The sequence below is a fragment of the Methanocorpusculum petauri genome, from assembly GCF_026891975.1.
Classification (GTDB): domain Archaea; phylum Halobacteriota; class Methanomicrobia; order Methanomicrobiales; family Methanocorpusculaceae; genus Methanocorpusculum; species Methanocorpusculum petauri.
The window spans coordinates 1-26,566 of record NZ_JAPTGB010000002.1 but is presented as its reverse complement, the minus strand read 5'-3'; the positions used below and the strand labels follow the sequence as shown (position 1 = coordinate 26,566).

Below are 26,566 nucleotides of genomic sequence, written 5' to 3'. Positions count from 1 at the left end.
GTTCAGTGTCTGAAAGAGATCAGACAGCCTGCTGCAACCAGCACTCCGGCAAAGATCGGAACAATACCTGCCGCAGCTTTTGTCGGTGCGGCCGGGGCTGCCGGCGCAGGATTCAGTACTGCTGTCTGGGTGACACCATCTCCCGCGGCGACCGTGAGTGTTGTCTGCCATGTCATATAGCCGTCACGGCTTACGAGCACACTGTAACTTCCCGGAGCCAGTCCTGAGATCGTCAGCGGCGTGTAGCCGCGGAACTCATTGTTCAGCGAAACTGACGCCCCGGACGGTGTTGAATCAAGCGTAACCGATGCGGTCGTTGTCGATCCTGTTGCAGTCGGTGTGGGTGTTGCGGTTGCAATCGGAATCAGCCGGACATTGGTCAGATATGTTGCATAGCCCGCCGGAGTGTTGTAGTCCGTTACCGTGTAGGGTTTGTAACCGTCCTTCTCCAGCCGTATCGTATGCAGACCGGGGGAAAGGTCTACAATCTGGAGTCCTCCGTAATGGGTCGTCCCGGAATAGACATCATCCACATACACCGCTGCATCCCCGGGAGTACTGTCCACCACGAGACCGGCACGTGTTTCTGATTTTTGCAGATTCGCGGACATCGGAACTGTATTCGCACTCGGGCCTCCCGGAACATACACGTTTTCCGCCACATACTCATGGTAGCCCGCCTTCACCACACGAACCGTATGGTACCCCTCAGGAATGTTCACAAACGCATTGTTCGTCTGGCCGACGTAGGTGTTGCTTACATACACATCAGCAGGCTGCGGCGAAGATATGACGGAAACTGCACCTGTCTGTCCTGCTGCCGCCGATACCGGCAGGCAGAACAACAGGATCAGCAGCAGACACACACCTGCAGTCAATGATAATCTCATAGCAGACTATACTGCGTATATGCGCATATATTTTCTGCTGACGGCAACATCGTGCGGAAAGAAAATGCTCTTTATCTTTGATGTCCCAATTGTATACTATCACTAAAAACTGGTGAACATATGGAATTCAACGGTGTTATTCTCGAAGACACATATGCAGAAGGCTTCCCGGTGTGGGTTGCCCGTGTCGTAATTACTGCAGTAACGAAGGAATGGGCCTACAAGGCAGCAACCGAAGCAACCGGATTTGCAACCTCCACCATCGGATGCCCGTGTGAAGCAGGTATTGAGAAGTTCCTGCCGCCGGCAGAGACCCCTGACAACCGCCCCGGATTCTCCATTCTGATCTGCTGCGGCAAGAAAGCACTCAAGGAACAGGTTCTTGAGCGTGTATCCGAGTGTGTTCTTACTGCTCCGACCACTGCAGTCTTCAATGGAAAGGCAGGTTCTGAAGAGATCATCCCCATCAAGCTCCACTTCTTCGGCGACGGCTATGAGTCCAAGGTCGAGGTCGGCGGCATTCAGTGCTGGTCTATCCCGATTATGGGCGGCGACTTCATTGTTGAGGAGGAGATCGGTGCAGTCAAAGGTGTTGCAGGCGGCAACTTCCTGATCATGGGCGACTCCCAGATGTCCGCACTCATTGCAGCAGAAGCCGCAGTCGATGCAATCAAGGGCGTCCCGGGTACAATCACTCCGTTCCCCGGAGGCGTTGTTTCGTCCGGTTCCAAGGTCGGTTCCAAGAAGTACAAGTTCATGGGTGCATCCACCAACGAGAAGTTCTGCCCGACCATCCGCGAGAAGGTCGAAGACACCGAAATTCCGGAGAATGTCAAGGCAGTCTACGAGATCGTTATCGACGGTGTCGATGAGGCAAGCGTGAAGGCAGCCATGAAGGCAGGCGTTCAGGCAGCATGCAGAGTTCCGGGTGTCGTCAAGATCACCGCAGGAAACTACGGCGGCAACCTCGGCCCGTTCAAGTTCCACCTCAAGGACTGCATCTAACTTTTTTTCCCTTTTTTTCGCGTGTGTTATCCACAAAACCAATGTTTATCCCTTTTCAGCACTGACGTGTACATCACGTATGACCGATGAAGTGCTCCTCCTGCTGGGATGCCCGCAAATACCGGTCCAGTCTCCTCTTGTTCTTTACGTGGCTGATTTTCTGAAGGATCTCGGGAAAATTCCGGTGGTCGCGGCAAACCCCTCGGCCAAACAGCTGATTGCGGCAAGTGATCCCAAGAAGCATTACGTAGCAGAGTACCGGGACGTGGATCGGACGATTGCCGATCTTGCCGACGGCAAAGTGACGTATCCCCTGATTATCTCCTTCATTCACAATGATGCGGGACTGACCTATACTGCAACGGCTGCGGCCCTTGCCCCGGAATCGCTTCTGGTTACCATTCTTTTCGGGGAACATGCATATGATATTGCCGGAGAGATTGCGTTTCCGGCAGAAAAAATTGTGGCGCCGGTTACACACAACACCCGGCCGCTGCTTGCGAAGATCGATGAGGTGATGGAATGGGCTGTCTTGAAAATATGAACTACGAAATTCTCGCCAAGAACTGTAGTTTCAAAGAGGCGAGAGAGATCATCCGGGAGAATAGTGCGGAAAAGTATGAGGTGCCGCCGGGATTCAAACTGCTGGAAAAACCTCTGCTTGGTGTCCCGCCGATTCTTGTCGGCGTGAAAGATGAGAAACTGGTGTACGGGTACACGAAGCCCTGCCACGGAACGTTTGTGGTGGTGGTTGAGGATCCGGAAGGCGTGGATCATGTGAGGAAGAACGGCAAGCCGGTCTGGTAGTTTTTTCATGGTGGCGTCTCTGATTCCCGCTTTTTTTATTGCGGTCGGTCTTGCAATGGATGCGTTTTCCGTTTCGCTTGCGGGCGGTGCGGTGCTGAAGAACAATATTCTCCGGACAGCGCTTATTGCAGGTCTTCTGTTCGGATTTTTCCAGTTTGCAATGCCGCTGATCGGCTACGTGATCGGGGTGCCGATCACCGATCTCATCACGCCGTACGGGTACTGGATCGTCTTTTTCCTGTTCCTGTTTGTCGGCGGGAAGATGATCTATGATGCAGTCTTCGGGAGTGACGAGTGCGGGATCGATCTGACCGGCTGGAAGGTTCTCCTGCTCCTCGCGATAGCTACAAGCATCGATGCACTGGCGGTCGGCGTGAGTTATGCCCTGCTGGGTGAGGAGATTTTTCTTTCCGCCGTCATTATCGGTGTGGTGGCGTTTGCCTTTTCTGCAGCGGGGGTTTTTGCCGGCAGTAAACTCGGCTGCGTGCTCGGCAATAAAATGGAGATCCTCGGCGGAGTCATTCTTGTTCTGATCGGTTGCAGGTTTCTGCTGGAAAATATTTTGTGAGCGGGCACGAAGAAACGGCCCGGAAAAAGAAAGGAATGGTCACCGCCGCAGGTGCAGCAGTGCGGCACCCGCCAGAGCAATTACTCCCGCAAACGGTATGAGTGGTGACTGCTGCGGAGCGGTTGGTACGGTCGGAGATGCCGTCGCCTCTGTAGGCGGCGGTGTCACAATTTCAACCGTTGCGGTGGGGGTCGGGGGAAAGACCTCCGCCGGAAGCTTTGTCACGTTTTCGGCAAACCCTACCGCATAATAGGAGAATCCCGGCGACTTTGCGGCATACCAGTCCATACCCGCCTGCTGGCCGGTTCCTTCCCAGACGTACGAGGTTTCCAGTTTTTCCCATGCATCAGTATAGCGGAGAAGTTCAATATCGTAGCGCGGATCAAATCCCGCATCAGTCACCACGCCGACCGGCACGCCGAAGAGGAAGTCAACCTGCTCGATTGCGTTAACCGGAATGTTTTCGACCTTCATGTCGTAGAGTGCGGTGTACGGCTGGGACGGAGTTGGAACCGGGTTTGCGGAGCGCTGCGGTACGAGTACAATTCTTGCGTTCTGCGGAATCTCCGTGCCGTCCGTTGTTACCGAGATCACCCGGATGTAGGGGGCATCATAGGGATTTCCGAAACTGAAGAGTCCTTTGGTCTTTCCTTCCTGCAGAACGGGGTACGTATCAGAGAAGATCAGCGTATACCGGTTCGGATATTTTGCGTAGACGGAGTCAGTGTATGAGTCTCCGCCCACGTCACCGACGTTGAGGTTCAGGGTGATGGTTTTCGGTGCGCCGTTGATGTAATAGACTGCTGGTACGTTATAGGTGACGGAGTACAGTCCCTGTACATTGCCGAAGTTCAGCTGGATGATCTCTTTCCATGAGGGTTTCATCGGATAGAGGTTTGGAACGGTGATCTCCCAGGTGCCGCCCGGGTACTGGGTTGCCCCTATCCAGACGGTACTGCCGTACGGGATGACGACGGTCGATCCGTTCGCGTAGCTTTCTGCGGGGGATGAATCGGCATATCCGTCAAAGGAGACGGTCAGTGTGTCATCATACGGGACAGCCGCTGCCGGTACTGCGAGCAGCAGGACTGCCAGCATGAGGAGAAGGTATCGGTGATGCATAGTAGTCCATGTGCGATGGAATTATATTAAGTTCCTGATAGGTTCAATAATCCGCCCAGCCGGTCGAGCGACTCCTGCATGCGGGTGAATGCCCCGTCCCAGTCAATGTCGCTGATGGTGGTGTTTTTGTCCCGGTTGGTCAGGGGCATGTTGAAGACCTCATCCATGAAGGAGGTGAGATTCGATCCCGCATCGTTGGCATCCGGAGTTATGAGGCCGGAACTGTTGATGAAGGACATATTCAGCCCGCCGTTTGTATCCAGAATCCCGGCACTGATGGTATCAGCTTCAGCACGGGTGATGCCGTCCTTGGAAAAGACCATGCCGAAGAGCTCCAGCTTCACGTTGAATTTTTCCTCCAGTGAACTGTTGGAAAACATATTTTCGTACACCGGTGTTATGGTGATTTTGCCGATGCTCTGGTTGCCGAGCATAATGTCGGTGGTCTGATCCCCGATACATCCTGCGGAAAGTATCGTGAGGATGAGAATTGCAAGAACACCTGCGGCAACCGGAATTTTCATGCAGATGATCTTCGCCGTGGGAGGGAATAAAGATTTGGCGGACGGACGCCGAAAAAAATTTCAAAAAAAAATATTTTTTATTTGGCCATGATGTCCATCACAATCTTACCGTAGGCCGGTCTTGTGATGAGGACACCAATCAGGATACCCAGGATGCTGATGATGGCAAAACCCTTGAGGGTGGAAAGGTCCATGACGATCAGCGGGAACATGGCGATGATCACGGTTGCCGCCGAGGTCATGATGATGGCAAGCGCCCGCGTGAGACGCTTGAGATACAGCGTCGGTGAGGGCACCTTTCCTTCATGCACCACCTCGTCGGTGATGATCACCAGCTGATCGATACCGGTTCCAAGCACCGCTATCAATGCCGCAATTGCTGCAATGTCGAGCTGCTGGATGAAGACCGCAATTCCAAGCAGGATGATGATCTCGGCCATGTTGGTTGCAATCATCGGCAGCACAATTTCGGCAACCCGGTACCGGAGATAGACCATGACGGCGACCGCGGCAAGTGCTGCAATACCTGCGATCAGACAGACGATCTTGAAGTACTCGCCAAGGGCTGCGGAAGTTGAACCGGATCCGGCAATTTCCACCTGTACCGGCAGTGCACCGGCGCGCAGGTGGATTTCAAGCTCCTGAGCCTGCTGGTGTCCTTCTTCGCCTGAACCGGTTCCGGCATACAGACTGTTGACGGTGTGCGTTGCAATCTGAATCGCGAGATCATTGGAAAGCGGGGCACTGTACACCTCAACGCCGTCCAGATACATGTTCAGGTTGTGTGCCTGCGGGTTTGTGGTTGCACCGTACTGAATACATGCCTGCTGTAAGGCTTTTGCGCCGTCATTGTTCAGATTGAATCCGACACCCCAGTTATTGGAGCCCGCCGGATTCTGCGTCGGGTTCTGGACGGATGCAACCGAGTCGCCGTAGAGCACGTGGGCTGTTTCGTTGCCGGTCGTGACAATCCGGATCTCAAAAAGACCCTGCTTTCCGACGATTTCCTGAGCGGTCTGCATGTCAACGCCGGCCATCTCGACACGGACGTACTGTGCGACGCCGTTGGGGTTGGTTAAGGTGTTGACTTTGACGTCGTTTGTTCCCAGGCTGTTGACTTTGGATTCCAGAATCCGTTTGACGGTCTCGGCAGTGGTCGTGCCCACACCGTTTTCATAGCTGATGAAGGTTGCACCGGCTGCGGTGACTGCGGCACGGAGTTCTTCTTCGGTTGCTTTCGTCTGGACTTCCAGATGATACTGATCGATGGGAACAACGGTGCAGTCAAGGGCTTCTCCCATTTTGGCCGCAACATCGTTTACATCTGCACCGGCGCCGATGGTAACAACTTCTGCCTGGAACTCAAGCTGAATCCAGGAGCCTCCGTCGAGGTCAAGGCCGAACTGGAGGTTGGTCATGGAGTCTCCGCGGTCACCCATCGGTACAAAGATTGCGGCAAGTGCGATGATTACGAGAACGATGACCAGCAGGACACGGAGGTCTTTGATGGTGGCAAGCCATCCGGATGTTTTCTTTTCGCTCATGATTTTGTCCCCTTAATCTTTGGTTTATTGTTTGCGGGCTGTTTCTTTCCTTCCTCTTTTTCCATGTAGAGGCGGAGCACGCCTGCGTTGAATGCCCAGGTGAAGATCATATCACAGATGAGGCCGATGACGAGCACGGCGGCGATGTTGTAGAGGGTCGGGACCTGGCCGATGAGGGCAACTACCAGCATGGCAACGATTGCGGCGAGCGTGGTTGTGGTCATGATGAATCCGGTGTGGAATGCGCCGGCCATTTTGTCGGTAAGTTTTCCCTGACGTTTGAGCACTTTGCTGGTCAGGAGAATGTTGCTGTCGACCGAGTATCCGATGAGCATGAGGAGTGCTGCGGTTGTTGCGAGCGAGAGTTCGATGCCCAGGACATTCATGACTCCTGCGGTGATGGTGATGTCGGCGATTCCTGCGAAGACGACGGTGGCTGCCGGTACGAGTTTACGGAATGCGATAAAGACGACGACTGCCATGCCGATGAATGCGAAGAGGAGGGCTATCAGTGCCTGGGACTGGAGCGTTGCGCCAAAGCTCGCGCCGATCTGGTCGATGCTTGCGTCTGGGTATTTGGCGATGGTCTCTTCGTTGAATTTCATCATCTCTTCGTTGGACATCGGGCCGAATTTGATGTAGTATCCGGCGCTGCCGACTCCTTCGTCGATGGAGGTCAGGGGGTATCCTGTGTAGAATGCCTGAATTTGTTCTTTGGTATCGGTGGTGTGGATTGTGACCGCGGTCCCTCCGGCGAAGTCAATGCCGGGGGTGACGGGCATGCCGGTGTTCACGAAGGTGAATCCTACGATGGCCGCGGCAACAAGGAAGATCAGGAACGGGATGAGCATCATCCGTTTCGGATCGTATTTGTTGATATCATACCGGGGAAGTTCCATGGTTTATTTATATTGATTTTCAAAGGATATAATAAGCCATGCCTGTCCGGAGGGCCGGGCCGGAAAAAAGGGTTTATTCGTTGTGCAGGTCTTCGCCTGCGCCTTTCTGGGCTTTCATGTCGGCGGCGGTTACGTTGGGGTGGTGGTATCTGGGCCGCTCGTCGGTTTTGCCGCCGCAGGAGATGGCTTCAACCGGGCAGAACTGCAGGCAGGCAAGGCAGCCTTCGCAGTGGTTGAGCCATTCCTTTTTTCCTTTGGGGAGTTCCCGGATGTTGTTGACGGGACAGACATCGACACAGAGCATGCAGCCGTTGCAGTTTGCGCCGACGACGAATTTTTTGCTGAAATTGGGGCGTCCCCATTTGCTGAAGCCTTTGTACATTATCAGTCTGAGGAGTTTTCCGGTTATGGTGAGGTCGATGTGCCGGGGTGAGCGTCTGCTTACTGATTCAACAAGGACGGCCACTTTTCTGAGTGCGTCTTCGCGGATGGTTTTCTGCTCGGGTTTTGCGGGCGGGGCGGACAGGGGGATGTAGTTGTTCGGCATCTGGATCCACCATGCGGCATTGAGGTCGTGTCCGCTCTGTTGTGTGAGGGCTGCGATCTGTTTGGTGGGGGAGCCGTAGGTTCCTCCTTCGGTGACGACGGAGAATACGTAGCCGGCACTGGTGAGGTCGAGGATGTCAAAGAACCGGACGACGATGTTCGGCAGGCCCATGGCGTAGAGCGGATAGACGATACCGATGTTGGCGTCTTCGGGGGCACGGATTTTGTCTCCTTTGAGGAGGAGCATGGGGATGGGGATGAGTTCGGTGTCCGGCAGCCGTTCGGCTATGGCGCGGGCGACGGCGAGGCTGTTGCCTGTTCCGGTGAAGTAGTAGAGTATTGTTTTCATGGTGGTGATCTGCCGGTCTTTTGGTATTGTATAGAGTCCGGCGTTTCTCCTGTGTATATATTTGTCGGATGGGGGGTTATAGATTGTGATGGGGGAAAAATTTCATTTATCGAAAAAGGAGTTATTGGATTTTTGTTGCTCTCAGAACGCCCCTGCGGAGATATGGTGGTCGGCCTTCGAAGAATACTATCATATATCTCAGAGAGGGTATTGTTGTGAATCCATGTTCTCTCAATAATGCACCAACTATTTCCTCATCTTCTGCTTTATGATAGATGCACGCTACAACTTTTTTGAGATCGTTTGATGAGAGAATTTTTTTCGTACCGAGAAGTAAACGCTCTTCGTATCCTTCCACATCAAGTTTGAGGAAGTTTGGATATTCTTTGTCTGAGAAGTAATCATCCAATGTGGTGTTTATTTCGTCTGTCGTGTCGGAGAGATATTTCTGGACGATGACTACCTTGTCTTTCCACGGAGCAAATGTTGCTTTGAGTGGTTCCATCCATCTTTCTTCTGGTTCGAATAGATAGAGTTTTTTGCATTTTTCTACGATGCTGAGACCAAAGTTTCCTTCGGCAACACCGCAGTCTACAACAATGCTGTTTTCATCAACAGAGAATTCATCGGTGAGGTAGCGATGAGGGGACTGGGGATGTTGTTCAATTTCTTGAAGACCAAAATAGTATTGCCTAATATAATTAACGCCCCAATTACGGGGAAAATATATGCGTTTTCCCTCAAGAAGTGTATAATGTAAATTTAAATCTGCGTCATTATATACATCTACTTTTGAAAATTTCTCCCTTACCTCTGAATTTGTCATATCTGCCCATACATAAGGAGGACTTACAAATCCATGTTTGTCTAAGTATAGCATGATTTCAGAAATTTCTGGATCATTACTATGGGAGTAGCTTGATCTTAGGAGGTGGAGCTCCTTCTTATGTAATATTCTCCGTATTGTTGGGTAAAATCTTAGTGGAACTATTTTCCGTCCGATAGCCATCATATTATGGTTCAAATATCTCACCTTTTCAAAAGACAATTATTCTCAATTAGTATTTCAATGAATTACATTGAATCATTTAGCGTTGCCACACTTAATAATTTCCTCCGACCTGTAATACGTATATGACCCGTTCCCTTCGGTCAGGAGAAAAACCCGAACAGATCAGCATGCGAATGCCCAAAGATCTGGTCGCCAAAGTTGATGTCCTCAAAGAAAAAGAAGGAGTCGACCGCTCGGCCATCATCAACAAAGCCGTGCGGTACTGGACGGAAATCGAAGGAAACATCACCACCGACCACCAGATACTCAGCCGCCTCGACACCATTGAGACCAACACCACCGAACTTCGCGGAGAGATCGACAAAGTCATACAGGACTTCCGCAAAGAAAAGGATCAGCTGCAGGAACTTCTCGGCAAACAGCAGAACACTATTGACACCCTGCTTGCCATGCTCGCCAAAAAATAGATCTTCCTCCTTCTCTTCTTCCTGTACTGTACTTATTAGTACAGTACAGAGTAGTAATAGTAGTAAGAGAAAAAAATCCGGAGGGGCGGTCGTGTTACCGATGGGGTCGGTAACAAAATGGACTCACTTTCGCGACTTAATTCTTATTTAGCTCGGTTTACATGGATTTCATTTTTTTGTTACCGGTGTTTTGCCATTGTGCTCCTGTATCTGAAAGAAACTCTTACCACAGTACTCATTTTGCGGTAACAGAGGTAACAGATTTTCAAAAATCCTTGAATCAGTCTTCAAATCTCTTTTCAGGAAATATTTTGGGATATTTTTGTTACCTCCCTATCGGTAACAAACACCCGTCGTACCACAGTTTCCCCGCGTCAGCAGAACCGCATTCACCACCACACTCCCCAGCAGTGCCCCCATCCCGATCCCCACATTAAACGACACCGGCGAAATCGAAGACGCAAGATTCACCGCATCCGGGTGGCCTGCATTAAACACTCGGATCGGAGATCTATTCTTCCCGGAACTTCAGCAGCTCAAACAGTCTGGTGTTCACATAAATCCGCTCTTTTCCGATCCGCACCGACGCAAGAATCCCGATATCCTCCAGAGCCTTCAGATACTTCATCGCCGTCTGCCGGTTTCCGATGCCGGCATCAACCAGATAGGCAGGCTTGCAGTACGGCTGGAGAAATATCTCTTCGACTAAGTCATAGGAATATATCTTCGGCAGCTTTTCTTTACATGCCGCAATCGTTTCATCCAGAAGAGATTTAATCGCCTGAATCCGGTCATACGTCCAGTCCGCGGTTTCCCGGACCGCATTCAGCATGAAAACAATCCACTCCTCCCACTCCTCATTCTCGGTAACTCTCCGGAGACGCGAGTAGTACTCGGATTTATGCTGGATGATGTAGCGGCTGAGATAAAGTATCGGAATATCAAGAAGATCCTGATCAATCAGATAAAGAATATTCAGGATTCTGCCGGTTCTCCCGTTCGCATCACCAAACGGATGTATTGCTTCAAACTGATAATGAATCAGCGCCAGACGGATCAGTGGATCGGGTTCTCTGCCGCCGTTTATGTAGTCTTCCAGCTGGTGTATCAGATTCTCCACAACAATCGGATCATCCGGCGGCGTATACACGCAACCCTCCGGGCCTTTGATGTAGGTCCCTGCGTTTGGACTCCGGCGATCCGTCTCCTGATCCAAAAGAACAGAACAGATACGGGTAAGCAGAATCTCTCCGGGTTTTCTCCCGGACTTTAACTCGCCGACTCCGACGGAGAGAGCCTCCCGATACCGGAGAACCTCCTTTGTTGCCGGATCGATCCTCTCCTCCGGAACCGAGAGGGCCGTGTAGAGGGCATTGCTGGTGGTGAAGATATTCTCAATCCGGGAACTCGCGGTTGCCTCCAGCAGCGGGATGGAACTGATGAGAATTCCCTGATTTGGGATGAGTTTGCCTGCTTCCCGCATCCGGGCGAGCGATGTTTTTGCCTCGGCACAGGCTCTCCATATCCGGACAGTCTCAATATCTGCCTTCGGGGGCAGGTGCGGCATGGTATTGTAGGGGATATTTGGATCCGTATGTGCCATAGTTTCTGAGAGTAGTTTGTCTGCTACCCATATCTATCTGTCGAAGAAATGGGAAAATTTCGACACGAGATGTTTGATGTGTTCACGGCGTATACATATCTGCATGAACCTGTCGAAGAAATGGGAAAATTTCGACACGATATGTTTGATGTGTTCACGGCATATACAGATGTGCATGTACTCTCTCCACAGAGTCCCTCCCGGTATGATGAACATCGATGTGCAGTTATTCTTCGCCATTACTACCTGCTGCGGTGGAATAAACGCAAGGTAGAAAACCTGAAGGAATGGGACAGAACGTGTATGAGAATATCGGTGTAAAAGCGATTGATCTTTAGCCTGAGACCCTTCCGTTTTGGGGGGCATATCTTCCCATATCCGAACGGATGAAAGACCCGGAGCAGATTAAAGCCCGGCTCGATGCTATATGTGCGGAATTTATGCAACCTGCATCACCAATCCCATTTTTTGACCCGTATATTTTGTGTTTAAGGCTGTTTTGCAGTGGGGGTAAGGTGGTTTGTAGGTCGGGATTTTGGAAGTAACGGAAAATCTATCTTATCAGAAGGACATAGATATGAGTATGCAGACCATTGAGGTATCGGATGCAGTATATAATGAAATAATGTCCCGCCGCGTTGGTCGCGAGGCAATCTCAAAAACGATCCAGAGAGAACTCAAGCCGGTGAGAAAATGCGCTATTCGGAGTGAGTTGGAACAGTTACAACAAGAACCGACTGTATCTCGTTCTGAATTTGAAAAAAGGATAGGGCTTTAACAAGCCTTTATCCAATTATGATATTCTTTTTCTGTCATTATTTTTACAATATGTGCGTATCTGGTCGGTTTCGTTCCTTCGATTACGTATATCACAACATGATCATGTGGAACGTGCAGACGCCAAAAACCTTCACAGTTTCCTTTCAGCTCGTGCTTATTGCAGGTGTTGACACTCTGAAACAAGTAATCTTCGAGGCATTTTCTGAGTTTCAGCGCAATATCCTTATTAATGTAGTTACATTTCTCAAGATATGCTGATACTTTCTTGCTCATTATATATTGTACCATATCGACCTCGGTCTCTTATTCTCATTACGCCACCAATAAAGTTAGAGGTGTGCCTGCCGGGTTCTCTTCCGGTGGCTCCGGCTCTTGATCGTCTTCGCTGCTGCTGCCTTACGGGGTTCCTCTTCTCCAAACCCCTGCCGCGCCTATGATCGGGTTCTGGGATCACATCAGCACAATTGTCTGACGATTGGTTCATAGGCACCGTGTATCACATCGTCCCGAGAGGTGATAAACCAAGAGCCGCGCGGTGTGTAAGTGCCTGTTAACCACTTTTCAACACCGTTCCGGTCCCGGAACCCGGTATTACTAGGGCATACCGCCCAAAGACAAACGGGACACGGTGTCCGGACCGGAGAAAAAAACATGCGCAAAGGAAAAATGCGCAACAAACGATAATCCAGAAGATTAGAAAAAGTGCTGCGAGAGGGATCCGAACCCCCGACTTCCAGATTATGAGTCTGGCGCCCTAACCAGCTAGGCCACCGCAGCAAGAAGTGCATTATAAGAAGGATGTATCAAAATATATACGTTACTGATTTCATCCCGGAAAAGGGAGGAAACATTACTGTTTCCCTTTCGTCTGCTTTGCAGCCGCTGCCGCCATATATGCATTCACCGCGGCCGTTACTGCAATCGTCTTCTCCTTGCCCTTCCCCAGGGAATCCGCAAGCTGGTGCATCCGTGTCTCGCTCTCCCGCATGTACCGCGGCAGGTGTTTCTTGACCGCCGGCTCCTCAAGGAAATGCGTGTGCGTATTTCCTGCAATATACTCCGGGTTGTTCATAATCGCATAATGCAGCGGCAGTGTCGTCTTCACGCCGAGGATAACATACTCCATCAGCGCACGACGCATCCGGGCAATCGTCTCCTCACGGGTCATCGCACGGGCGCAGAGCTTTGCGATCATCGAATCATACAACGGTGGAATCGCGTAGCCGACGTGAATACAGCTGTCGATACGGATACCGGGACCTCCCGGCGACCGGTACCGGGTAATCTTCCCCGCATCGGCCGCAAAGTTGTTCATCGGATCCTCCGCATTTACCCGGCACTCGATTGCATGACCGCGGCAGATAATCTGATCCTGCGCATACGGCAGAGGCTCGCCTGCCGCCACCTTGATCTGCATCCGCACCATGTCCATACCGGTGATGAGTTCCGTCACCGTATGCTCCACCTGCAGACGGGTGTTCATCTCCATGAAGTAGTAGTTCCCGTTATCATAGAGGAACTCTACCGTTCCGGCATTCTCATAGTTACAGGTTTTCGCAACCGTGATTGCCGACTGGGTCATCCGTTCGCGAAGCTCCGGCGTCATGATCGGACACGGCGCTTCCTCGATCAGTTTCTGGTGACGGCGCTGAATCGAACACTCGCGTTCAAACATGTGCACCACATCGCCCTGCGAGTCCGCGAACACCTGCACCTCAATGTGGCGGGGATTCTCCAGATACTTCTCAATGAACACCGTCGGATCGCCGAAAGCGGACGCCGCTGTCCGCATCGACTTCTCAATTGCCTCGTCCATCTCCGCAGAACTGCGGACGATCGTCATACCGATACCGCCGCCGCCGGCGGACGCCTTCACAATCACCGGATATCCGATGGACTCCGCAAACGCCTTCGCCTCATCATGCTCCGTACTCCGCGTCCACGGCAGCACCGGAACTCCGGCATCCGACATCGCCTGTTTTGAGCCGATCTTCGACCCCATCATCGCGATGGTCTCTTCCGACGGGCCGATAAAGGTAAACCCGGCCTTCTTTACTGCGCCGGAAAATGCCGCTTTTTCGGCAAGGAAACCGTATCCCGGGTGAATCGCATCCGCTCCCGCCATATCCGCGACCTCCAGGATACGCTCCATATTCAGGTAACTCTTCGTCGGATGCGCCGCACCGATTAAAAACGCCTCATCCGCATACTTCACATGCAGGGCATCCGCGTCCGCTTCCGAGTACACCGCCACGGTTTCAATACCCATCTCCCGGCACGCCCGCATCACACGGATGGCGATCTCTCCGCGGTTGGCGACCAGAACTTTGTCGAAGTAGCGGTCTTTGTTCATTTCACCACCACAAGCACGTCGCCGCTCTGGACAACCGCACCGTTCTCCACAAAGATCTCCGTAACCGTTCCGTCAACCGGGCTGACCACCGGATTTTCCATCTTCATGGCTTCCAGTACCAGCAGGGTGTCGCCTGCGGCAACCTTCTGACCCATCTGTACCTTAATATCGAGCACCATTCCCTGAATGCTGCTCTTCACACCGCCCGGCACATCGCCGTGCGGTGTCTGACGCTTGCCGGGTTCGGAGCTTCCTGCGGCAACCGATTCTCCCTCAACGGAAAGAATCCGGACCATGAACACCTCGCCGTCAACCTCAACCTCCATGGATCGGGGAATGTCGATGTCAACCGGCGCTGCTGCCGCAGCTCCTGCGGGGACAGTTTCCGGCAGGGGTTCTGCCTTCTTCTCACCCTTCAGGAATGCCGGGGCAATTGCCGGGTAGAGGATGTACGTCAGGACATCCTCCTCCTTCCTGATCAGATCCTGACCCTCGGCATCGGTTTTCATCTTGTCGTATATGGGTGAGAGCGTATCTGCCGGACGACAGGTGATCCGCTCCTCGTCACCGATGATCGAGGCAACCAGTGCTTCATCCAGCGGTGCGGGAGATTTGCCGTACATGCCTTTCAGATAATCACGAACTTCGTTTGTGACCGTCTTGTAGCGACCGCCCATCAGAACATTGAGAACCGCCTGGGTTCCGACGATCTGTGAGGTCGGCGTCACGAGCGGCGGGTAGCCGAGATCCTTTCTGACCACCGGAATCTCCGTGAGCACCTCATCCATCTTATCAAGGGCGCCCTGCTCTTTCAGCTGGGAGACGAGGTTGGAGATCATACCTCCCGGCAGCTGATAGATCAGTACGTCACTGTCGATCCGGACCGAGATCGGATCGATCAGACAGTCATACTTGCAGCGGACGGTGGATGCGGCATTTTTGATGTCGCGGAGCGTGGTCAGTTTGATTCCCGTATCGCGTTTCGTACCGGCGAGAGATGCAACAATGCTCTCCGTTGCCGGCTGGGAGGTGCCGCCGGCAAACGGCGACATGGCGGTATCGAGAATGTCAACGCCCGCTTCAATTGCTGCCTGATAACTCATCGGGGCAATGCCGCTGGTTGAGTGGGTATGGAGACAGACCGGAATATCTATCCGCTTCTTAATGCCGGTGATTAAGGCACGGGTAGCCTCGGGCATAATGAGACCCGCCATATCCTTAATGCAGATCGAGTTGCAGCCAAGGCTGTACAGCTCCTCGGCCATCGCGATAAACCCTTCCGTACTGTGGACCGGGCTTGTTGTGTAGCTGATCGTCCCCTGCAGATGCTTCCCCTCATTCAGCACGGCAGTCATTGAGCGCTTCATATTGCGGATATCGTTGAGCGCATCAAATACACGGAAGACATCAACCCCGTTTGCGGCGGCGGCTCCGATGAACTTGTCAACCACATCATCCGGATAATGTTTGTAGCCGACAAGGTTCTGACCGCGGAGCAGCATCTGGATCGGTGTCCTGACAAAGATCGTCTTGAGATCCCGCAGGCGTTCCCATGGATCGTCGTTCAGATACCGAATACAGGTGTCAAACGTTGCTCCTCCCCATGCTTCAACGGACCAGAAGCCCGCCTTCTCCATCGCGGATGCGAGTTCGAGCATATCTTCGGTACGCATCCGTGTTGCGGCAAGCGACTGGTGTGCATCCCGAAGGGTTGTATCAGTAATATTCAGCTTTGTCATGGTTGTCTCCCGGTCTGCATCATGAGTGCAGCTTATCTAAACCTATACTGTTTTGGAATGAAAAGATAAAAAAGTAGTCCTGATTGATCCGACCGGTTTTGTCGGTTCCAGAAAAGTATTATAGCATATGGTGCTACGCGGGGATTGCCGCAAGGAAACCGGCCGCAGCACAAATCCCTGCGGTGCAAAGTATCACAAGATCGGTGCCGGATCGGGCGAAGGCCGGGACATAGGTTCCCCCGGTGCGGTATCCTCTGCGTGCGAGATGTGCGCCGACATGGTTTGCCCGGGTAAGTGAGAGGAGAAGCAGTCCTGCTGCAAGCGGCGGCAGGGTTGCGACGGAGAGTTTCTGTCCTTTGATCCGCAGGGCCTGTTTCATGTGGGTGAGGTCATCGGTGATGCCTGCGAGAAACTGCAGGGAGAGTTCTGCGGCAAGACCGAGATCGAATCCGGTTTTTCTGCCGAGTGCCCAGACACCGAGGTCAAGAAACTCGCCGGGTTTTTGTACGGCACCAAACCAGAATGCAAACGCGAGAATGACGAAAATCTTTGCGGCATACATCCCTCCCTCACCTCCGGTGAGGGAGAGGATGAGTCCCGGAAATCCTGCGGCAAGGACAGTCACCGGAACGAAAAGTTTCCACGAAACGCGGACAAACGTTTCCTTTGCACAGAAAAGGATCCAGCAGGCCGCAGAAAGGAGCGTGCCCGTTCCTCCGGTGAATGCGGCGAGGGACAGAAGGATTACGACCGCAAGACGGATGCGTACGTCACGCATGATGCAGTTCCCCGTTTTTGATTGTCCAGTGTTCTGTCGATGCCGGAACGAACCCGGTTTCATGCGAGAAGACGAGGGTGATGCCGGAACGCTGTTCCAGAAGTCTGGTGAGAACCGGCTTTGCGCACCGGTCCAGCGAGGCATATGGTTCGTCGAGTATCAGGAGATCACTTTCGCGTGCGAGGATGCAGGCGAGTTCCAGCCGCCGCAGTTCTCCGCGGGATAAGGTGAAAGGATCGCGATCGGAAGGTGTGACGTTCAGAAGTCTAAACGGTTCTTCGTTTCCGGTGACATTCCAGGAGGCGATCTCCCCGGTCACGGTGGTGCCGGTTATCTGGTACTCAGGAAACTGCATGAGAAGAAGCGGTGTTCCTTTGACTTCCTCATACCGAAGCTCCCCCGCGTCCGGGGAACAAAGTCCCGCGGCGGCGAGTGCGAGCGTGGACTTGCCGGTACCGATCCTCCCTGAGATGAGATGGACTCCGCGGGAAAACACCGCATCAGCGGCGAGAGTGAATGCATCCCGCCGGAACCGGACTGTATCGAAGACGAGGTTCATGGCTGCTCCACCTTCCCGCATGCAAGCGAAAGTATCTGATCCGCCTGTTCCCATATTCTGCGGGAGTGCGTGCTCCACACCACATGCGGACAGCCGGAGTCCCGGATTTTTCGGAGCAGTTCGCCTGTGGTCTGCGGATCAAGATGCGAGTCCGGCTCATCCAGAACGAGCAGCACCGGGTGTGCTGCGAGTGCTGTTGCGACTCCGACGAGCATCTTTTCACCGCCGGACAATGTCCGGCATTCCCGGTCCAGCAGATGCGTGATGCCGAACTGCTCCGCAGTTTCGGCGATACCTGCATCGATCTCATCGGGTCCCCGGTAGGCGAACCGCAGAGGCGATGCGATCTCATCATGCACCACCGGAAAGATCAGATGCCGGTCGGGGAACTCGGAGACACAGCCTACTTCACACTCGCGGGGAGTTGCACCGTCGATGGTGATCGTTCCGGATTCCGGCAGATTCATGCCTGCAAGAACGCGAAGCAGGGTACTCTTTCCCGCTCCGTTGTCTCCGGTCACCGCCGTGATTCCCTCCGGTATGGTGAGATGCGGAATATCCAGAATCCCGCATCTGAGACCGGTAACGGATATCATAGGAGTTCTGTTCCGCTTCTGCGCAGCCGGAGAACGATTGCTTCGATGACCGCGGATTTGATGACGTCGCCTATCACAAACGGAACAACGCAGGTGATAACTGCGGCAGCGGGTGTTGCTCCGGTTGAGAGGATGAACCATCCTGTTGCAAAGGCATAGGCTCCGATTCCGAACACTGCAAGCGCGAGGATGTCAAACTGTACGGATTGTTTTTCGAACAGCAGTCCTGCAATGCCTGCCATTACCACAAACCCGATCAGAAACCCTCCCGTCGGCCCGAGAAGAATGCCGATTCCTGCTGTTCCGTTGTGGAAGATTGGCAGTCCGAGTGTTCCCAGCAGTACATACAGCCCGACCGGAATCACCGCATACCGCTTCATTACGGCGGCGGCAAGCAGCATGAAAAAATTCTGCATCGTAAACGGAATCATCAGAACCGGAATGGAAATCCATCCGCCCACTGCAATGAGGGCAACAAAGATCGCTGATGCGGCGAGTAGTCGCGCCCGTTTTTCATCCCCATACATGATTGTAAACTATTTATTTTAAAATGGTGAACAATAAGGGTGCCGGTTGGAAATGGATCTGATTACGAGATGCAAAGATAACGTCCTCAAAGGCGCAATGCTGACGCGGGACGAGGCACTGCTTCTTGCAGAGGAGGATACGAATGCACTTGCTGCGGCGGCAGATGAGATACGGAACTATTTCTGCGGGGACCTGTTTGATCTCTGCACCATCATCAATGGAAAAACCGGCGGATGCACTGAGGACTGCATCTACTGTGCCCAGTCGGTCTGTCACTCTGCCGCAGTTGTTTCTTCTCCTGTTGCGGACATCAGCCGCCATCTCCCGCTGATCGCTGAAAATTATTCTGCCGGGGCAGTCCGCTGCGGGATTGTCACCGCCGGGAGAACGCTGACCGGCGAGGAACTCGCCGGTCTGCTGAAACAGTACCGTCTGCTTCACCAGACCTGCGGTATCTCGTTATGCGCTTCCCACGGCCTTCTGACGGAGCAGCAGCTTTTACGTCTCAAAGATGCAGGTGTTGTCCGGTATCATGCGAATCTGGAAACATCCCGCAGATATTTTCCGCAGATCTGTACGACCCACACCTACGATGATAAGATTGCGGTGATCAAAGCGGCGCAGCGTGCCGGGCTTGAGGTTTGCAGCGGCGGCATCTTCGGTATCGGCGAAACCGTTGAGGATCGCGTCGATCTGGCGCTTGAACTCCGGGCGCTTGGGATTCGTTCGGTTCCGATCAACATCCTTACTCCTATCCCCGGGACACCGCTGGAACATGCCCGCCCTCTTTCCCTTTCCGAGGTGAAAAGGATCGTTGCTCTCTTCCGGTTTCTTCTGCCGTATGCGGCCGTCCGGCTTGCGGGCGGACGGGGGCGGCTGCCTGACCGGGGACGGGAGCTGTTTTTGTCCGGGGCAAATGCGGCAATCTCCGGTGATATGCTGACAACTGCGGGTGTTTCGCTGAGGGATGATCAGGAGATGATCCGTGACCTCGGTTTTGCCACAGAGAAAAAGAGGATGTGTGCGGGTGAGGAGTGGTTGGGCAAAATGGAAAAAATGTGATTAGAGCATGAAGCAGTCGCCCGCAATCACGCGTTCGACCTCGCCGCCGTCGCGGTGCACCAGCAGTGCTCCGTGCTCGTCAATATCGATTGCCTCGCCTTCGAAGCTTTCTTTCATCGTCCGGATACGGACGCGGCGGTGGAGTGTGTAGGACAGACTGCGCCATTCGCGGAACAAGGGTTCTGTCTCACCCATCAGTACCATCTGATACCGGCGTTCAAACTCTTTGAGGAATTTGGCGAAGAACTGCGCCCGTTCCACTTCGTGACCGAGTTCGTCGGAGATGGAGGTGACAAGTTTTGAGATGTTCGGCATTGTCCGTTCGACCGAGACGTTCACGTCAATGCCGATACCGATCAGACAGTAGCGGAGAATGTCTTCATCCGCTGCAAGTTCAATCGTCATGCCCGCAACTTTTTTGTCGCCGATGAATACATCGTTCGGCCATTTGATCAGAGCGGAGAGTCCGAATTCGTGGCGGATTGCCCGGGCGAGGGCAAGGGATCCTGCCATCATGATGCTGAACGTCTGATCGACGTTGAGCTTTGGCATGACTACAATCGTTGCCCAGATGCCGCCTTCGGGGCTCATCCAGACGCGGTTCATTCTGCCGATACCGCCGGTCTGCTGTTCGGCTATCAGCACTGTTCCCGGCTGCACTTCGTCGCCGACTTCGTGCAGCATCTGGCGGGCGAGAGCGTTTGTTGAGGGAACCTGCTCAAAATGGTGCATTTCCTGGCCGATGATCTGCGTCTTGAGGAACCGCTTGACTTCGTAGGGGAGCAGAAGCCAGGTCCGTTTCTGGAGGGCGTACCCAGTCTTCGGCGATGCGTCAATGCAGTATCCGACCTCGCGGAGCAGGTTCACATATTTCCATACGGCGGTGCGGGTAATCCCAAGGCGTTCGCTGATAACCTCCCCTGGCACCGGTTTGCCGATGCCTGCATCATCAAGGATTCGCAGAACATCAAATATTGTCTGTGTCATGACCACTCCGTCCCGGTTTTTTTGTTCGGAACATCTATACCTTCAATCTTCGGCATAGATCATGAAGAAGATTTCGCTCAATGAAAAAAGTCAGAACCGGATCTCCGCATCAGCGGCACCGAACTGTTTCAGAAAAGTATCGGACGGATACTCATGCGTGCTTGCCAGAAGAAGCGTCCCTTTTCCGACGGAACACTCAACAAACACCGGAAAACCGTTTTCTGCAACTGCGATTGGTTTTCCCGGATAGTTCACAAACCAGCCGTCGGTTGCGAACTTTTCCGTGTCATATCCGTCGAAGAGCGATTTCCAGGGAGAACTCTGATCAATTTTTAGTGTGTGTTCGGCAAACCCGAAGTGATATTCAACGTTTACCGGAAGCCAGTCATACGGGTTGCCGGTCTTTGCCGGATCGGCTGCCCCGTACACAAACAGTCTGCCGCCATCCTCAAGATACTCCTCAATGCGATCGGAGACGGCACGGAGTGCCGGAAGCAGCTTTGAGTACTGGAGATTCCCAAAACCGGTCGGAATGATAACTCCGGTGTAGCGGCCTTTGTAAAACGGCGCAGCAAGCATCAGGGGCGTTACCGCCTCGCAGTAGCCGCATGCATCCTCAACCAGACGGTGGAACATCATCTTGTTGTCCCAGAATACCGAGATATGATTGTGTGCTCCGGTCATCCTTTGATCACTCCGAGAGGCCGGAACCGTGCAACAATGCGGGAAATGCCCGCGTCATGCACGACCTGCACCACTTCACTGCTGGGTTTGTACACGTCGGGCGCTTCTTCTGCAATTGCTGCGGCATTGGGGGCGCGGACAATAATGCCGCGTTTTGCAAGCTCCTCAGCGACAGCTGCTCCCGTCAGGCTCCGCTTTGCCGCCGATCTGCTCTGCACCCGTCCTGCTCCGTGACAGGTACTGCCGAACGTCCGCTCCATTGCAGTTGTCGTTCCTGCGAGGAGATACGATGAGGTTCCCATGCTGCCCGGAATGATCACCGGCTGTCCGGCGTGCCGGTACTCCTGTACTATTTCGGAACGCCCCGGGCCGAAGGCGCGGGTCGCTCCTTTGCGGTGTACGCAGACGCGGCGGCGGCCCGCTGCCGCGTCTGCGATCTCATGTTCCTCCCACTTTGCGACATTGTGTGCCACGTCATAGACCAGCGGCATCTCTTCATAGGCGATGCCGAACCTTTTCACAAACAGTTCGCGAACCAGATGCGTGATTATCTGCCGGTTTGCCCAGGCATAGTTTGCTGCGGCTGCCATTGCTCCGAAGTATGCCTCGCCTTCCGGTGCATGCAGCGGGGCGCAGGCGAGCTGCCGGTCAGGCAGATCGATATTGTATTTTTTTACCGCCTCTTCCAGTACCTTCAGGTGGTCCGTACAGACCTGATGACCGAGACCCCGCGATCCGCAGTGGATCATCACACAGATCTGGCCTTCGGCAACCCCAAAGATCTTTGCCGTTTCCGGATCGGCGATCTCATCAATCGCCTGCACCTCAAGGAAATGGTTGCCGGAACCGAGCGTTCCGCACTGGGGAATGCCACGTGCCCGGGCTTTTTTGCTGACGAACTCCAGTTCCGCTCCGGGCATTGCGCCGTTCTCTTCACACCGGCGCACGTCACTTTCCATGCCGTATCCCGTTTCCACCGCGTTTGCCGCGCCGTCCGTCAGCATGTTGGACAGATCGTTCTGGCTGAGCCGCACCGGACTTTTTGAGCCGACTCCGGTCGGAACCGTTGCAAACAGTTCCTCGATGAGTCCTTTCATATCGGGAATGTCTGCGGTTGTCAGCGGCGTGGTAATCATCCGGACCCCGCAGTTGATGTCGAATCCGACACCACCCGGAGAGATTACTCCTTCGTCCTCGTCAAATGCGGCAACTCCGCCGATGGGAAATCCGTAGCCCCAGTGAATGTCAGGCATACCAAGTGAACAGCGGAGAATGCCGGGCAGTGTTGCAACGTTTGCAAGCTGGGTCAGTGCTCCCTCTTCCAGTCCTTCGGCAAGCCGGCGGGAGAGGAAAAATGTTCCCGGAACCCGCATGCCGGGGACAAATCCTCTGGGGATTTCCCATTCGGTATCTGAAATATTTTGTATCTGATCGTTCATGGTTTAGATATCAAAGATGATGATGAGTTCGTAGCCTGCGGCAGTTTTTGTCAGAGAGATGCCTGAGTAGGAGATGCCTTTCACGCCGATGCCGCCTGCGTGTTTGGTGCGGTCGAACAAAACACCTGACACGGTTCCGCAGACGGCGTTGCCGTCTGCGGCAAGATCGAAGGAGACCGGAACCAGATATTCTGTTTCGGTGAGGAACAGCAGTTCCGAGAGAAAATTTACGATTCCTTCCTCGGCATCCTTTCCCCCGGCTTCGATGGGGAAGGATACGGTTGCCGGCTCCCGCTGATACCCGCCGTACAACGTTTCTGCAAGTGCAAATCCGCTTTCGGCATACAGTTCCGGGAGTGTTGGTGCGATAATTTTCATCCGCACGTCGGCGGTGTGTTCAAGTTCCTCAAAGGTCATCGTTTTCGGTGTACAGAATCCGTGGAACAAGCCGCATATTGATCTCGGTAATCCAGGGAAGCTGATACTGGGAGACGTAGATCAGATGGCTGCCTGCTTTGATGGGGATGTCGCTTTGTTTTGCCGGTTTGACTTTGACCGGCATCAGAACCGGACCACTGCACGAGGTGCTGATCCGGAAATCCCCGCCGCGTTTGTCCATGTAGGCAATTACGTCGTCAGTGACCGTGACGGGAGAGAGAGGACGGGGACCGTCCTGTTGCATATCCATTCCTTATTCATTGGGGCTTGCCCCGCAAAAAAGTTAAGGGAAGGCTAGACCGCTGTCGCGATCGCCTGCTTAATTACATCAACATACTGTTCTTTGACTTCGTATACCCCAATTGTTCCGTCGGGGCTGCGGCGTGTAGAGAGAATTCCGAGTTTTGAGGCGATTGTGCCGACCATTGATGCGATCGAATGGTAGCTGACACTGAATTTTTCCGCCAGTTTCTCGTGAATCTGCGCGACCGTCAGTGACTTTGCACGGACAAACAGGCTGAGCAGCTCTTTGCGGATTCCTGATTTGTCGCGGGCAAGATACTTTCGAAGCCGGTTCTCTATCTCTTTTCGCAGGTCAGAAGGAGATAGCATATTTCTTAATTTATTTTGAATATATAAATAGGTATCGTTAAATCCGAAAATTATCCGGAAAAAGAGCGGATTCATATGTTCTGAAATGCAAAAGGTGTACAAAGATGTTTTATCCGCTGTATGAGTATCTGGTCCGGCGGAAACTGGATGCGGGTCTGTTTCCGAAGGAGCTCTGTTTCATGATAAGCGAAGCGGATCTTCTTGCGGATTCGGGGCGGGTGGAGATGGTTGTGGGGTGGTGTATGGAGTTTTCCGCAATCAGACGAATTATTGTTCATATTGCATCACGAGATCCGTCAGCACTTGAGGGAATGATGCCGTCTTTTCGGTCTCTTGCAGGTAGGGCTTCGGTGCGTCTGAGTATGCCGTCGGGTGAGGTTACGTTTGGTGCGGGGGCTCAGGAAATTCTGATTGTGCTCGGGCGCAGCGGGCGCGAGGAGGTTACGGAGGCGATTGCTGCGATCGCGAGGGAGGGTGTTGATCCGGAGATGATTACGGAGGAGACGATCGAGTCGCATCTTTTGTATCAGGTGAATCCTGATTTTGTGATCAAGACGGGGGGGAGTCATCTGACGGATTTTTTGATCTGGCAGTCGGTGTATTCCGAGCTGTTTTTTACGGATGTGAACTGGTGCCGGTTCCGGCGGCTGGATCTGCTGCGGGCACTCCGCGATTATCAGTCGCGGGTCCGCCGCTATGGGACGTAGCTGATGATTGTTTCGGCTTCACGGCGTACGGATATTCCGGCCTGTTTTCCGGAGTGGTTCTGCAACCGCGTCAGGGAGGGGTTCTGTTATGTCCGGAATCCGTATTCGCAGAGGATTACGCGTGTTTCTCTGGCGCGTGAGGATGCGGATGTGATTGTGTTCTGGACAAAGAATGCGAAACCGATGATGGAGAGGCTTTCTGCGATTGATGCGTCCGGTATTCCGTACTATTTTCAGTACACTGTGACGCCGTACGGTCCGGATGTGGAGCCGTGGCGGGAGAAGTGCGGATGTATCGAGACGTTTCTTGAGTTGTCGGAGGTTCTGGGAAAGGATCGTGTGTTGTGGCGCTATGATCCTGTTCTGATCACGGAGCAATATCCGGTGGAGTTTCATGCGGATGCATTCGCAGGTCTGTGTGATATATTTTCGGCGGCGACTGGGCGGTGTACGATCAGTTTTGTGGATGCGTACCGGACTTCGCCGTTTCGTTTGTGTACGTCTGGTGAGATGGAGCGTCTTGCGGATATTTTTTCCCGGACGGCGAGACGGTTCGGGCTGCCGCTTGTTTCCTGTGCGGAGGAGGTCGATCTGCGCCGGTTCGGGATTGGTCCTGCGTCGTGCGTGGATAAAGGGGTGTGTGAGCGTCTCTGTGAACGGTCTCTTCCGGTCCGGCGGGATCGGTACCAGCGTGCGGCCTGCGGTTGTGCGGAGAGTGTTGATGTGGGGGCGTACGGGACCTGTGAAAACGGCTGCCGGTACTGTTATGCCTGCGGCGGCCGGGCCGGTGCGGCGCATGATCCTGCGTCTCCGCTGATTGCCGGCTGGCCGAAGGAAAATGAGCCGGTGTTTTCCCGAGAGAGCGGTCAGACAACGCTGTTTATATGAGGAGGGATATGACTGCATCCGGGAGGCTGAATCCGAGGAGTGCGAGGATGTAGCCGAGGGTGATCGGGATCATGAAGGGGACGCCGTAGGTGATCCAGATGCTGCCGCAACGCTGGTAGAGTTCCAGTTCTCTGGTAAATTTTTCGGGGGATTCGCGGAGGTTGCGGATTGAGAGGGCGGAGTTTTTCTTTAGTGCACGAATGGAGCTTGCGGCGGGTAGGAAGGTTCGGGTGATCGGGTCGCCGTCTGTAATTTCTTCTGCGATGAAGCCGAAGTGCCGGGTGAGCGTTTCTCCCGGAACCGGCATGCCGGAGCATTTGAGCCAGAAGGGTGCTTGTTCTTTGCGGATGGTGTTTCGGGTCAGGAGGGCGGCGGGGACGATGAGGGCGATGATGCCGGCGTTGACGAGGGTTGCGAGGGCGAGTGAGGGGAATATCCATGCGGCGAAGGGGGTGACGGGGACGGTTGCGGCGAGAAGGATCATGGCTTTTGCGTCCGCCCAGCCGAACATTCCGGCTTTTGCGAATCCTCCCATCATGATGCAGACGATTAGGGAGATTGCAAGGATGCTGATGGTGATTGCGGTCGGCTGCTGGAACTGCCGGTACCAGAAGTAGAGGACTGCGATGCCGCCGATGGCTGCGGCGGGGTACCAGGTGATGGTTAGGACGGTGCGGGTTCTGAGGTCCTGCCAGGATGCGTAGAGGAATGTTATGAGAACCGCGGTTGCGGAGACGGCAAGCGGCAGGAGATCATGCATGGTATGTGGTAGGATGGAGAAGGTGATGAAATTTTGGCAGCGGGTGTTGTATTTTTGTGAGCGATCTGTGCGTTCGGGGGTCAAAAATATCTGGAGAAAAAGTATTTGGGTTTCGCTTTGGGTATTCATGTGTGGTGTGGTTTTTCGGGAGGTTTTGGTGTGTGGTTTTGCTTGGAGTAACCACGGAAAACACGGAATATGCGGAATTCCACGGAAAAAACACGGAATACCGCTTCGCTTACGGAACAACACGGAAAGAATCTGTGTACTGGAATCTGTGTGATACCACAAACTGATTTAGCAGGTATTTTTTCTGGAAG

Annotated in this window: 31 protein-coding genes and 1 tRNA gene; 8 read left to right on the top strand and 24 right to left on the bottom strand. The window is 53.4% G+C overall.

The window, feature by feature from the left end:
• Positions 1-2: 2 nt before the first annotated feature.
• The gene (locus O0S10_RS00880) at positions 3-890 is read right to left on the bottom strand and encodes a PEGA domain-containing protein (RefSeq protein WP_268923998.1); all 888 of its coding nucleotides are present in this window, start codon (positions 888-890) and stop codon (positions 3-5) included.
• A gap of 120 nt (positions 891-1,010) precedes the next feature.
• On the opposite strand from O0S10_RS00880, the gene fhcD reads away from it, so the two are divergent.
• From fhcD to O0S10_RS00860, 4 genes are all read left to right on the top strand, one after another.
• Complete coding sequence (gene fhcD, locus O0S10_RS00875) at positions 1,011-1,895, top strand: formylmethanofuran--tetrahydromethanopterin N-formyltransferase (RefSeq protein ID WP_268923997.1); 885 nt, start codon at positions 1,011-1,013, stop codon at positions 1,893-1,895.
• A gap of 79 nt (positions 1,896-1,974) precedes the next feature.
• Positions 1,975-2,439, top strand: a complete 465-nt coding sequence (locus O0S10_RS00870) for a DUF1890 family protein (protein WP_268923996.1) — start codon at positions 1,975-1,977, stop codon at positions 2,437-2,439.
• Entirely contained in the window at positions 2,418-2,702 is a 285-nt protein-coding gene (locus O0S10_RS00865; RefSeq protein ID WP_268923995.1) for a DUF1894 domain-containing protein, read from the top strand. Before O0S10_RS00870 ends, O0S10_RS00865 begins: the two co-directional genes overlap by 22 nt.
• Before the next feature lie 7 nt (positions 2,703-2,709).
• Entirely contained in the window at positions 2,710-3,270 is a 561-nt protein-coding gene (locus O0S10_RS00860; protein ID WP_268923994.1) for a manganese efflux pump MntP, read from the top strand.
• 39 nt (positions 3,271-3,309) lie between these two features.
• On the opposite strand, the gene O0S10_RS00855 is transcribed toward O0S10_RS00860, so the two are convergent.
• The 6 genes from O0S10_RS00855 to O0S10_RS00830 all read right to left on the bottom strand — a co-directional run bounded on the left by O0S10_RS00855 (position 3,310) and on the right by O0S10_RS00830 (position 9,302).
• On the bottom strand, positions 3,310-4,392 hold the full coding sequence (locus O0S10_RS00855; RefSeq protein WP_268923993.1) for a hypothetical protein: 1,083 nt from the start codon (positions 4,390-4,392) through the stop codon (positions 3,310-3,312).
• A 26-nt stretch (positions 4,393-4,418) separates the two neighbouring features.
• The gene (locus O0S10_RS00850; protein ID WP_268923992.1) at positions 4,419-4,916 is read right to left on the bottom strand and encodes a hypothetical protein; all 498 of its coding nucleotides are present in this window, start codon (positions 4,914-4,916) and stop codon (positions 4,419-4,421) included.
• A 77-nt stretch (positions 4,917-4,993) separates the two neighbouring features.
• Complete coding sequence (locus O0S10_RS00845; protein ID WP_268923991.1) at positions 4,994-6,460, bottom strand: preprotein translocase subunit SecD; 1,467 nt, start codon at positions 6,458-6,460, stop codon at positions 4,994-4,996.
• Positions 6,457-7,359 carry a protein translocase subunit SecF gene (locus O0S10_RS00840; protein WP_268923990.1) on the bottom strand — a complete coding sequence of 301 codons (903 nt, stop codon included), beginning with the start codon at positions 7,357-7,359 and terminating at the stop codon, positions 6,457-6,459. Before O0S10_RS00840 ends, O0S10_RS00845 begins: the two co-directional genes overlap by 4 nt.
• Positions 7,360-7,432: 73 nt before the next feature.
• The gene (locus O0S10_RS00835) at positions 7,433-8,254 is read right to left on the bottom strand and encodes an EFR1 family ferrodoxin (RefSeq protein WP_268923989.1); all 822 of its coding nucleotides are present in this window, start codon (positions 8,252-8,254) and stop codon (positions 7,433-7,435) included.
• 121 nt (positions 8,255-8,375) lie between these two features.
• Positions 8,376-9,302 (bottom strand): FkbM family methyltransferase, encoded by a 927-nt coding sequence (locus O0S10_RS00830; RefSeq protein WP_268923988.1) that lies wholly within the window; start codon positions 9,300-9,302, stop codon positions 8,376-8,378.
• An 86-nt stretch (positions 9,303-9,388) separates the two neighbouring features.
• Here O0S10_RS00830 and O0S10_RS00825 point away from each other — a divergent pair, with 86 nt between their 5' ends.
• On the top strand, positions 9,389-9,733 hold the full coding sequence (locus tag O0S10_RS00825; RefSeq protein WP_268923987.1) for a ribbon-helix-helix protein, CopG family: 345 nt from the start codon (positions 9,389-9,391) through the stop codon (positions 9,731-9,733).
• 333 nt (positions 9,734-10,066) lie between these two features.
• Here O0S10_RS00825 and O0S10_RS00820 read toward each other — a convergent pair whose 3' ends face one another.
• The 10 genes from O0S10_RS00820 to O0S10_RS00775 form a co-directional block, all read right to left on the bottom strand.
• On the bottom strand, positions 10,067-10,231 hold the full coding sequence (locus tag O0S10_RS00820) for a hypothetical protein (RefSeq protein WP_268923986.1): 165 nt from the start codon (positions 10,229-10,231) through the stop codon (positions 10,067-10,069).
• Positions 10,232-10,244: 13 nt separating this feature from the next.
• Positions 10,245-11,336, bottom strand: a complete 1,092-nt coding sequence (locus O0S10_RS00815; RefSeq protein ID WP_268923985.1) for a Fic family protein — start codon at positions 11,334-11,336, stop codon at positions 10,245-10,247.
• 774 nt (positions 11,337-12,110) lie between these two features.
• On the bottom strand, positions 12,111-12,389 hold the full coding sequence (locus tag O0S10_RS00810) for a type II toxin-antitoxin system mRNA interferase toxin, RelE/StbE family (RefSeq protein ID WP_268923984.1): 279 nt from the start codon (positions 12,387-12,389) through the stop codon (positions 12,111-12,113).
• A 430-nt stretch (positions 12,390-12,819) separates the two neighbouring features.
• Positions 12,820-12,893: transfer RNA gene (locus tag O0S10_RS00805), tRNA-Met, on the bottom strand.
• Between the two features lie 73 nt (positions 12,894-12,966).
• Complete coding sequence (locus tag O0S10_RS00800; protein ID WP_268923983.1) at positions 12,967-14,469, bottom strand: acetyl-CoA carboxylase biotin carboxylase subunit; 1,503 nt, start codon at positions 14,467-14,469, stop codon at positions 12,967-12,969.
• Entirely contained in the window at positions 14,466-16,208 is a 1,743-nt protein-coding gene (locus tag O0S10_RS00795; RefSeq protein ID WP_268923982.1) for a pyruvate/oxaloacetate carboxyltransferase, read from the bottom strand. The genes O0S10_RS00800 and O0S10_RS00795 overlap by 4 nt, the downstream gene beginning before the upstream one ends.
• Before the next feature lie 133 nt (positions 16,209-16,341).
• Positions 16,342-16,986: a hypothetical protein gene (locus O0S10_RS00790; protein WP_268923981.1), complete on the bottom strand. Its 645-nt coding sequence runs from the start codon at positions 16,984-16,986 to the stop codon at positions 16,342-16,344.
• Positions 16,979-17,545: an ATP-binding cassette domain-containing protein gene (locus tag O0S10_RS00785; RefSeq protein WP_268923980.1), complete on the bottom strand. Its 567-nt coding sequence runs from the start codon at positions 17,543-17,545 to the stop codon at positions 16,979-16,981. The genes O0S10_RS00790 and O0S10_RS00785 overlap by 8 nt, the downstream gene beginning before the upstream one ends.
• Positions 17,542-18,141, bottom strand: a complete 600-nt coding sequence (locus tag O0S10_RS00780; protein ID WP_268923979.1) for an ABC transporter ATP-binding protein — start codon at positions 18,139-18,141, stop codon at positions 17,542-17,544. Before O0S10_RS00780 ends, O0S10_RS00785 begins: the two co-directional genes overlap by 4 nt.
• Positions 18,138-18,668, bottom strand: coding sequence for a biotin transporter BioY (locus O0S10_RS00775; RefSeq protein ID WP_268923978.1), 531 nt, complete (start codon positions 18,666-18,668; stop codon positions 18,138-18,140). Before O0S10_RS00775 ends, O0S10_RS00780 begins: the two co-directional genes overlap by 4 nt.
• A 52-nt stretch (positions 18,669-18,720) precedes the next feature.
• Here O0S10_RS00775 and bioB point away from each other — a divergent pair, with 52 nt between their 5' ends.
• Positions 18,721-19,731 carry a biotin synthase BioB gene (gene bioB / locus O0S10_RS00770; RefSeq protein ID WP_268923977.1) on the top strand — a complete coding sequence of 337 codons (1,011 nt, stop codon included), beginning with the start codon at positions 18,721-18,723 and terminating at the stop codon, positions 19,729-19,731.
• On the opposite strand, the gene O0S10_RS00765 is transcribed toward bioB, so the two are convergent.
• The 6 genes from O0S10_RS00765 to O0S10_RS00740 form a co-directional block, all read right to left on the bottom strand.
• Entirely contained in the window at positions 19,732-20,718 is a 987-nt protein-coding gene (locus O0S10_RS00765) for a biotin--[acetyl-CoA-carboxylase] ligase (RefSeq protein ID WP_268923976.1), read from the bottom strand. It lies immediately after the preceding gene.
• 90 nt (positions 20,719-20,808) lie between these two features.
• Positions 20,809-21,402 (bottom strand): hypothetical protein, encoded by a 594-nt coding sequence (locus O0S10_RS00760; RefSeq protein WP_268923975.1) that lies wholly within the window; start codon positions 21,400-21,402, stop codon positions 20,809-20,811.
• Positions 21,399-22,841 (bottom strand): RtcB family protein, encoded by a 1,443-nt coding sequence (locus tag O0S10_RS00755; RefSeq protein ID WP_277612723.1) that lies wholly within the window; start codon positions 22,839-22,841, stop codon positions 21,399-21,401. The genes O0S10_RS00760 and O0S10_RS00755 overlap by 4 nt, the downstream gene beginning before the upstream one ends.
• A 3-nt stretch (positions 22,842-22,844) precedes the next feature.
• A complete protein-coding gene (locus O0S10_RS00750; RefSeq protein WP_268923974.1) occupies positions 22,845-23,258 on the bottom strand; it encodes an archease in 414 nt (137 codons plus the stop codon).
• On the bottom strand, positions 23,248-23,529 hold the full coding sequence (locus O0S10_RS00745; RefSeq protein WP_268923973.1) for a hypothetical protein: 282 nt from the start codon (positions 23,527-23,529) through the stop codon (positions 23,248-23,250). The genes O0S10_RS00750 and O0S10_RS00745 overlap by 11 nt, the downstream gene beginning before the upstream one ends.
• Positions 23,530-23,573: 44 nt before the next feature.
• On the bottom strand, positions 23,574-23,891 hold the full coding sequence (locus O0S10_RS00740) for a DUF2551 domain-containing protein (protein WP_268923972.1): 318 nt from the start codon (positions 23,889-23,891) through the stop codon (positions 23,574-23,576).
• 104 nt (positions 23,892-23,995) lie between these two features.
• Between O0S10_RS00740 and O0S10_RS00735 the strand changes: the two genes are divergently transcribed.
• Entirely contained in the window at positions 23,996-24,598 is a 603-nt protein-coding gene (locus tag O0S10_RS00735; RefSeq protein WP_268923971.1) for an undecaprenyl diphosphate synthase family protein, read from the top strand.
• Between the two features lie 3 nt (positions 24,599-24,601).
• Positions 24,602-25,486 carry a DUF1848 domain-containing protein gene (locus tag O0S10_RS00730; RefSeq protein WP_268923970.1) on the top strand — a complete coding sequence of 295 codons (885 nt, stop codon included), beginning with the start codon at positions 24,602-24,604 and terminating at the stop codon, positions 25,484-25,486.
• Here the strand turns inward: O0S10_RS00730 and O0S10_RS00725 are convergent.
• A complete protein-coding gene (locus O0S10_RS00725) occupies positions 25,479-26,246 on the bottom strand; it encodes an A24 family peptidase C-terminal domain-containing protein (protein ID WP_268923969.1) in 768 nt (255 codons plus the stop codon). The two genes, O0S10_RS00730 and O0S10_RS00725, sit on opposite strands and share 8 nt — an antisense overlap.
• Positions 26,247-26,566: the final 320 nt, after the last annotated feature.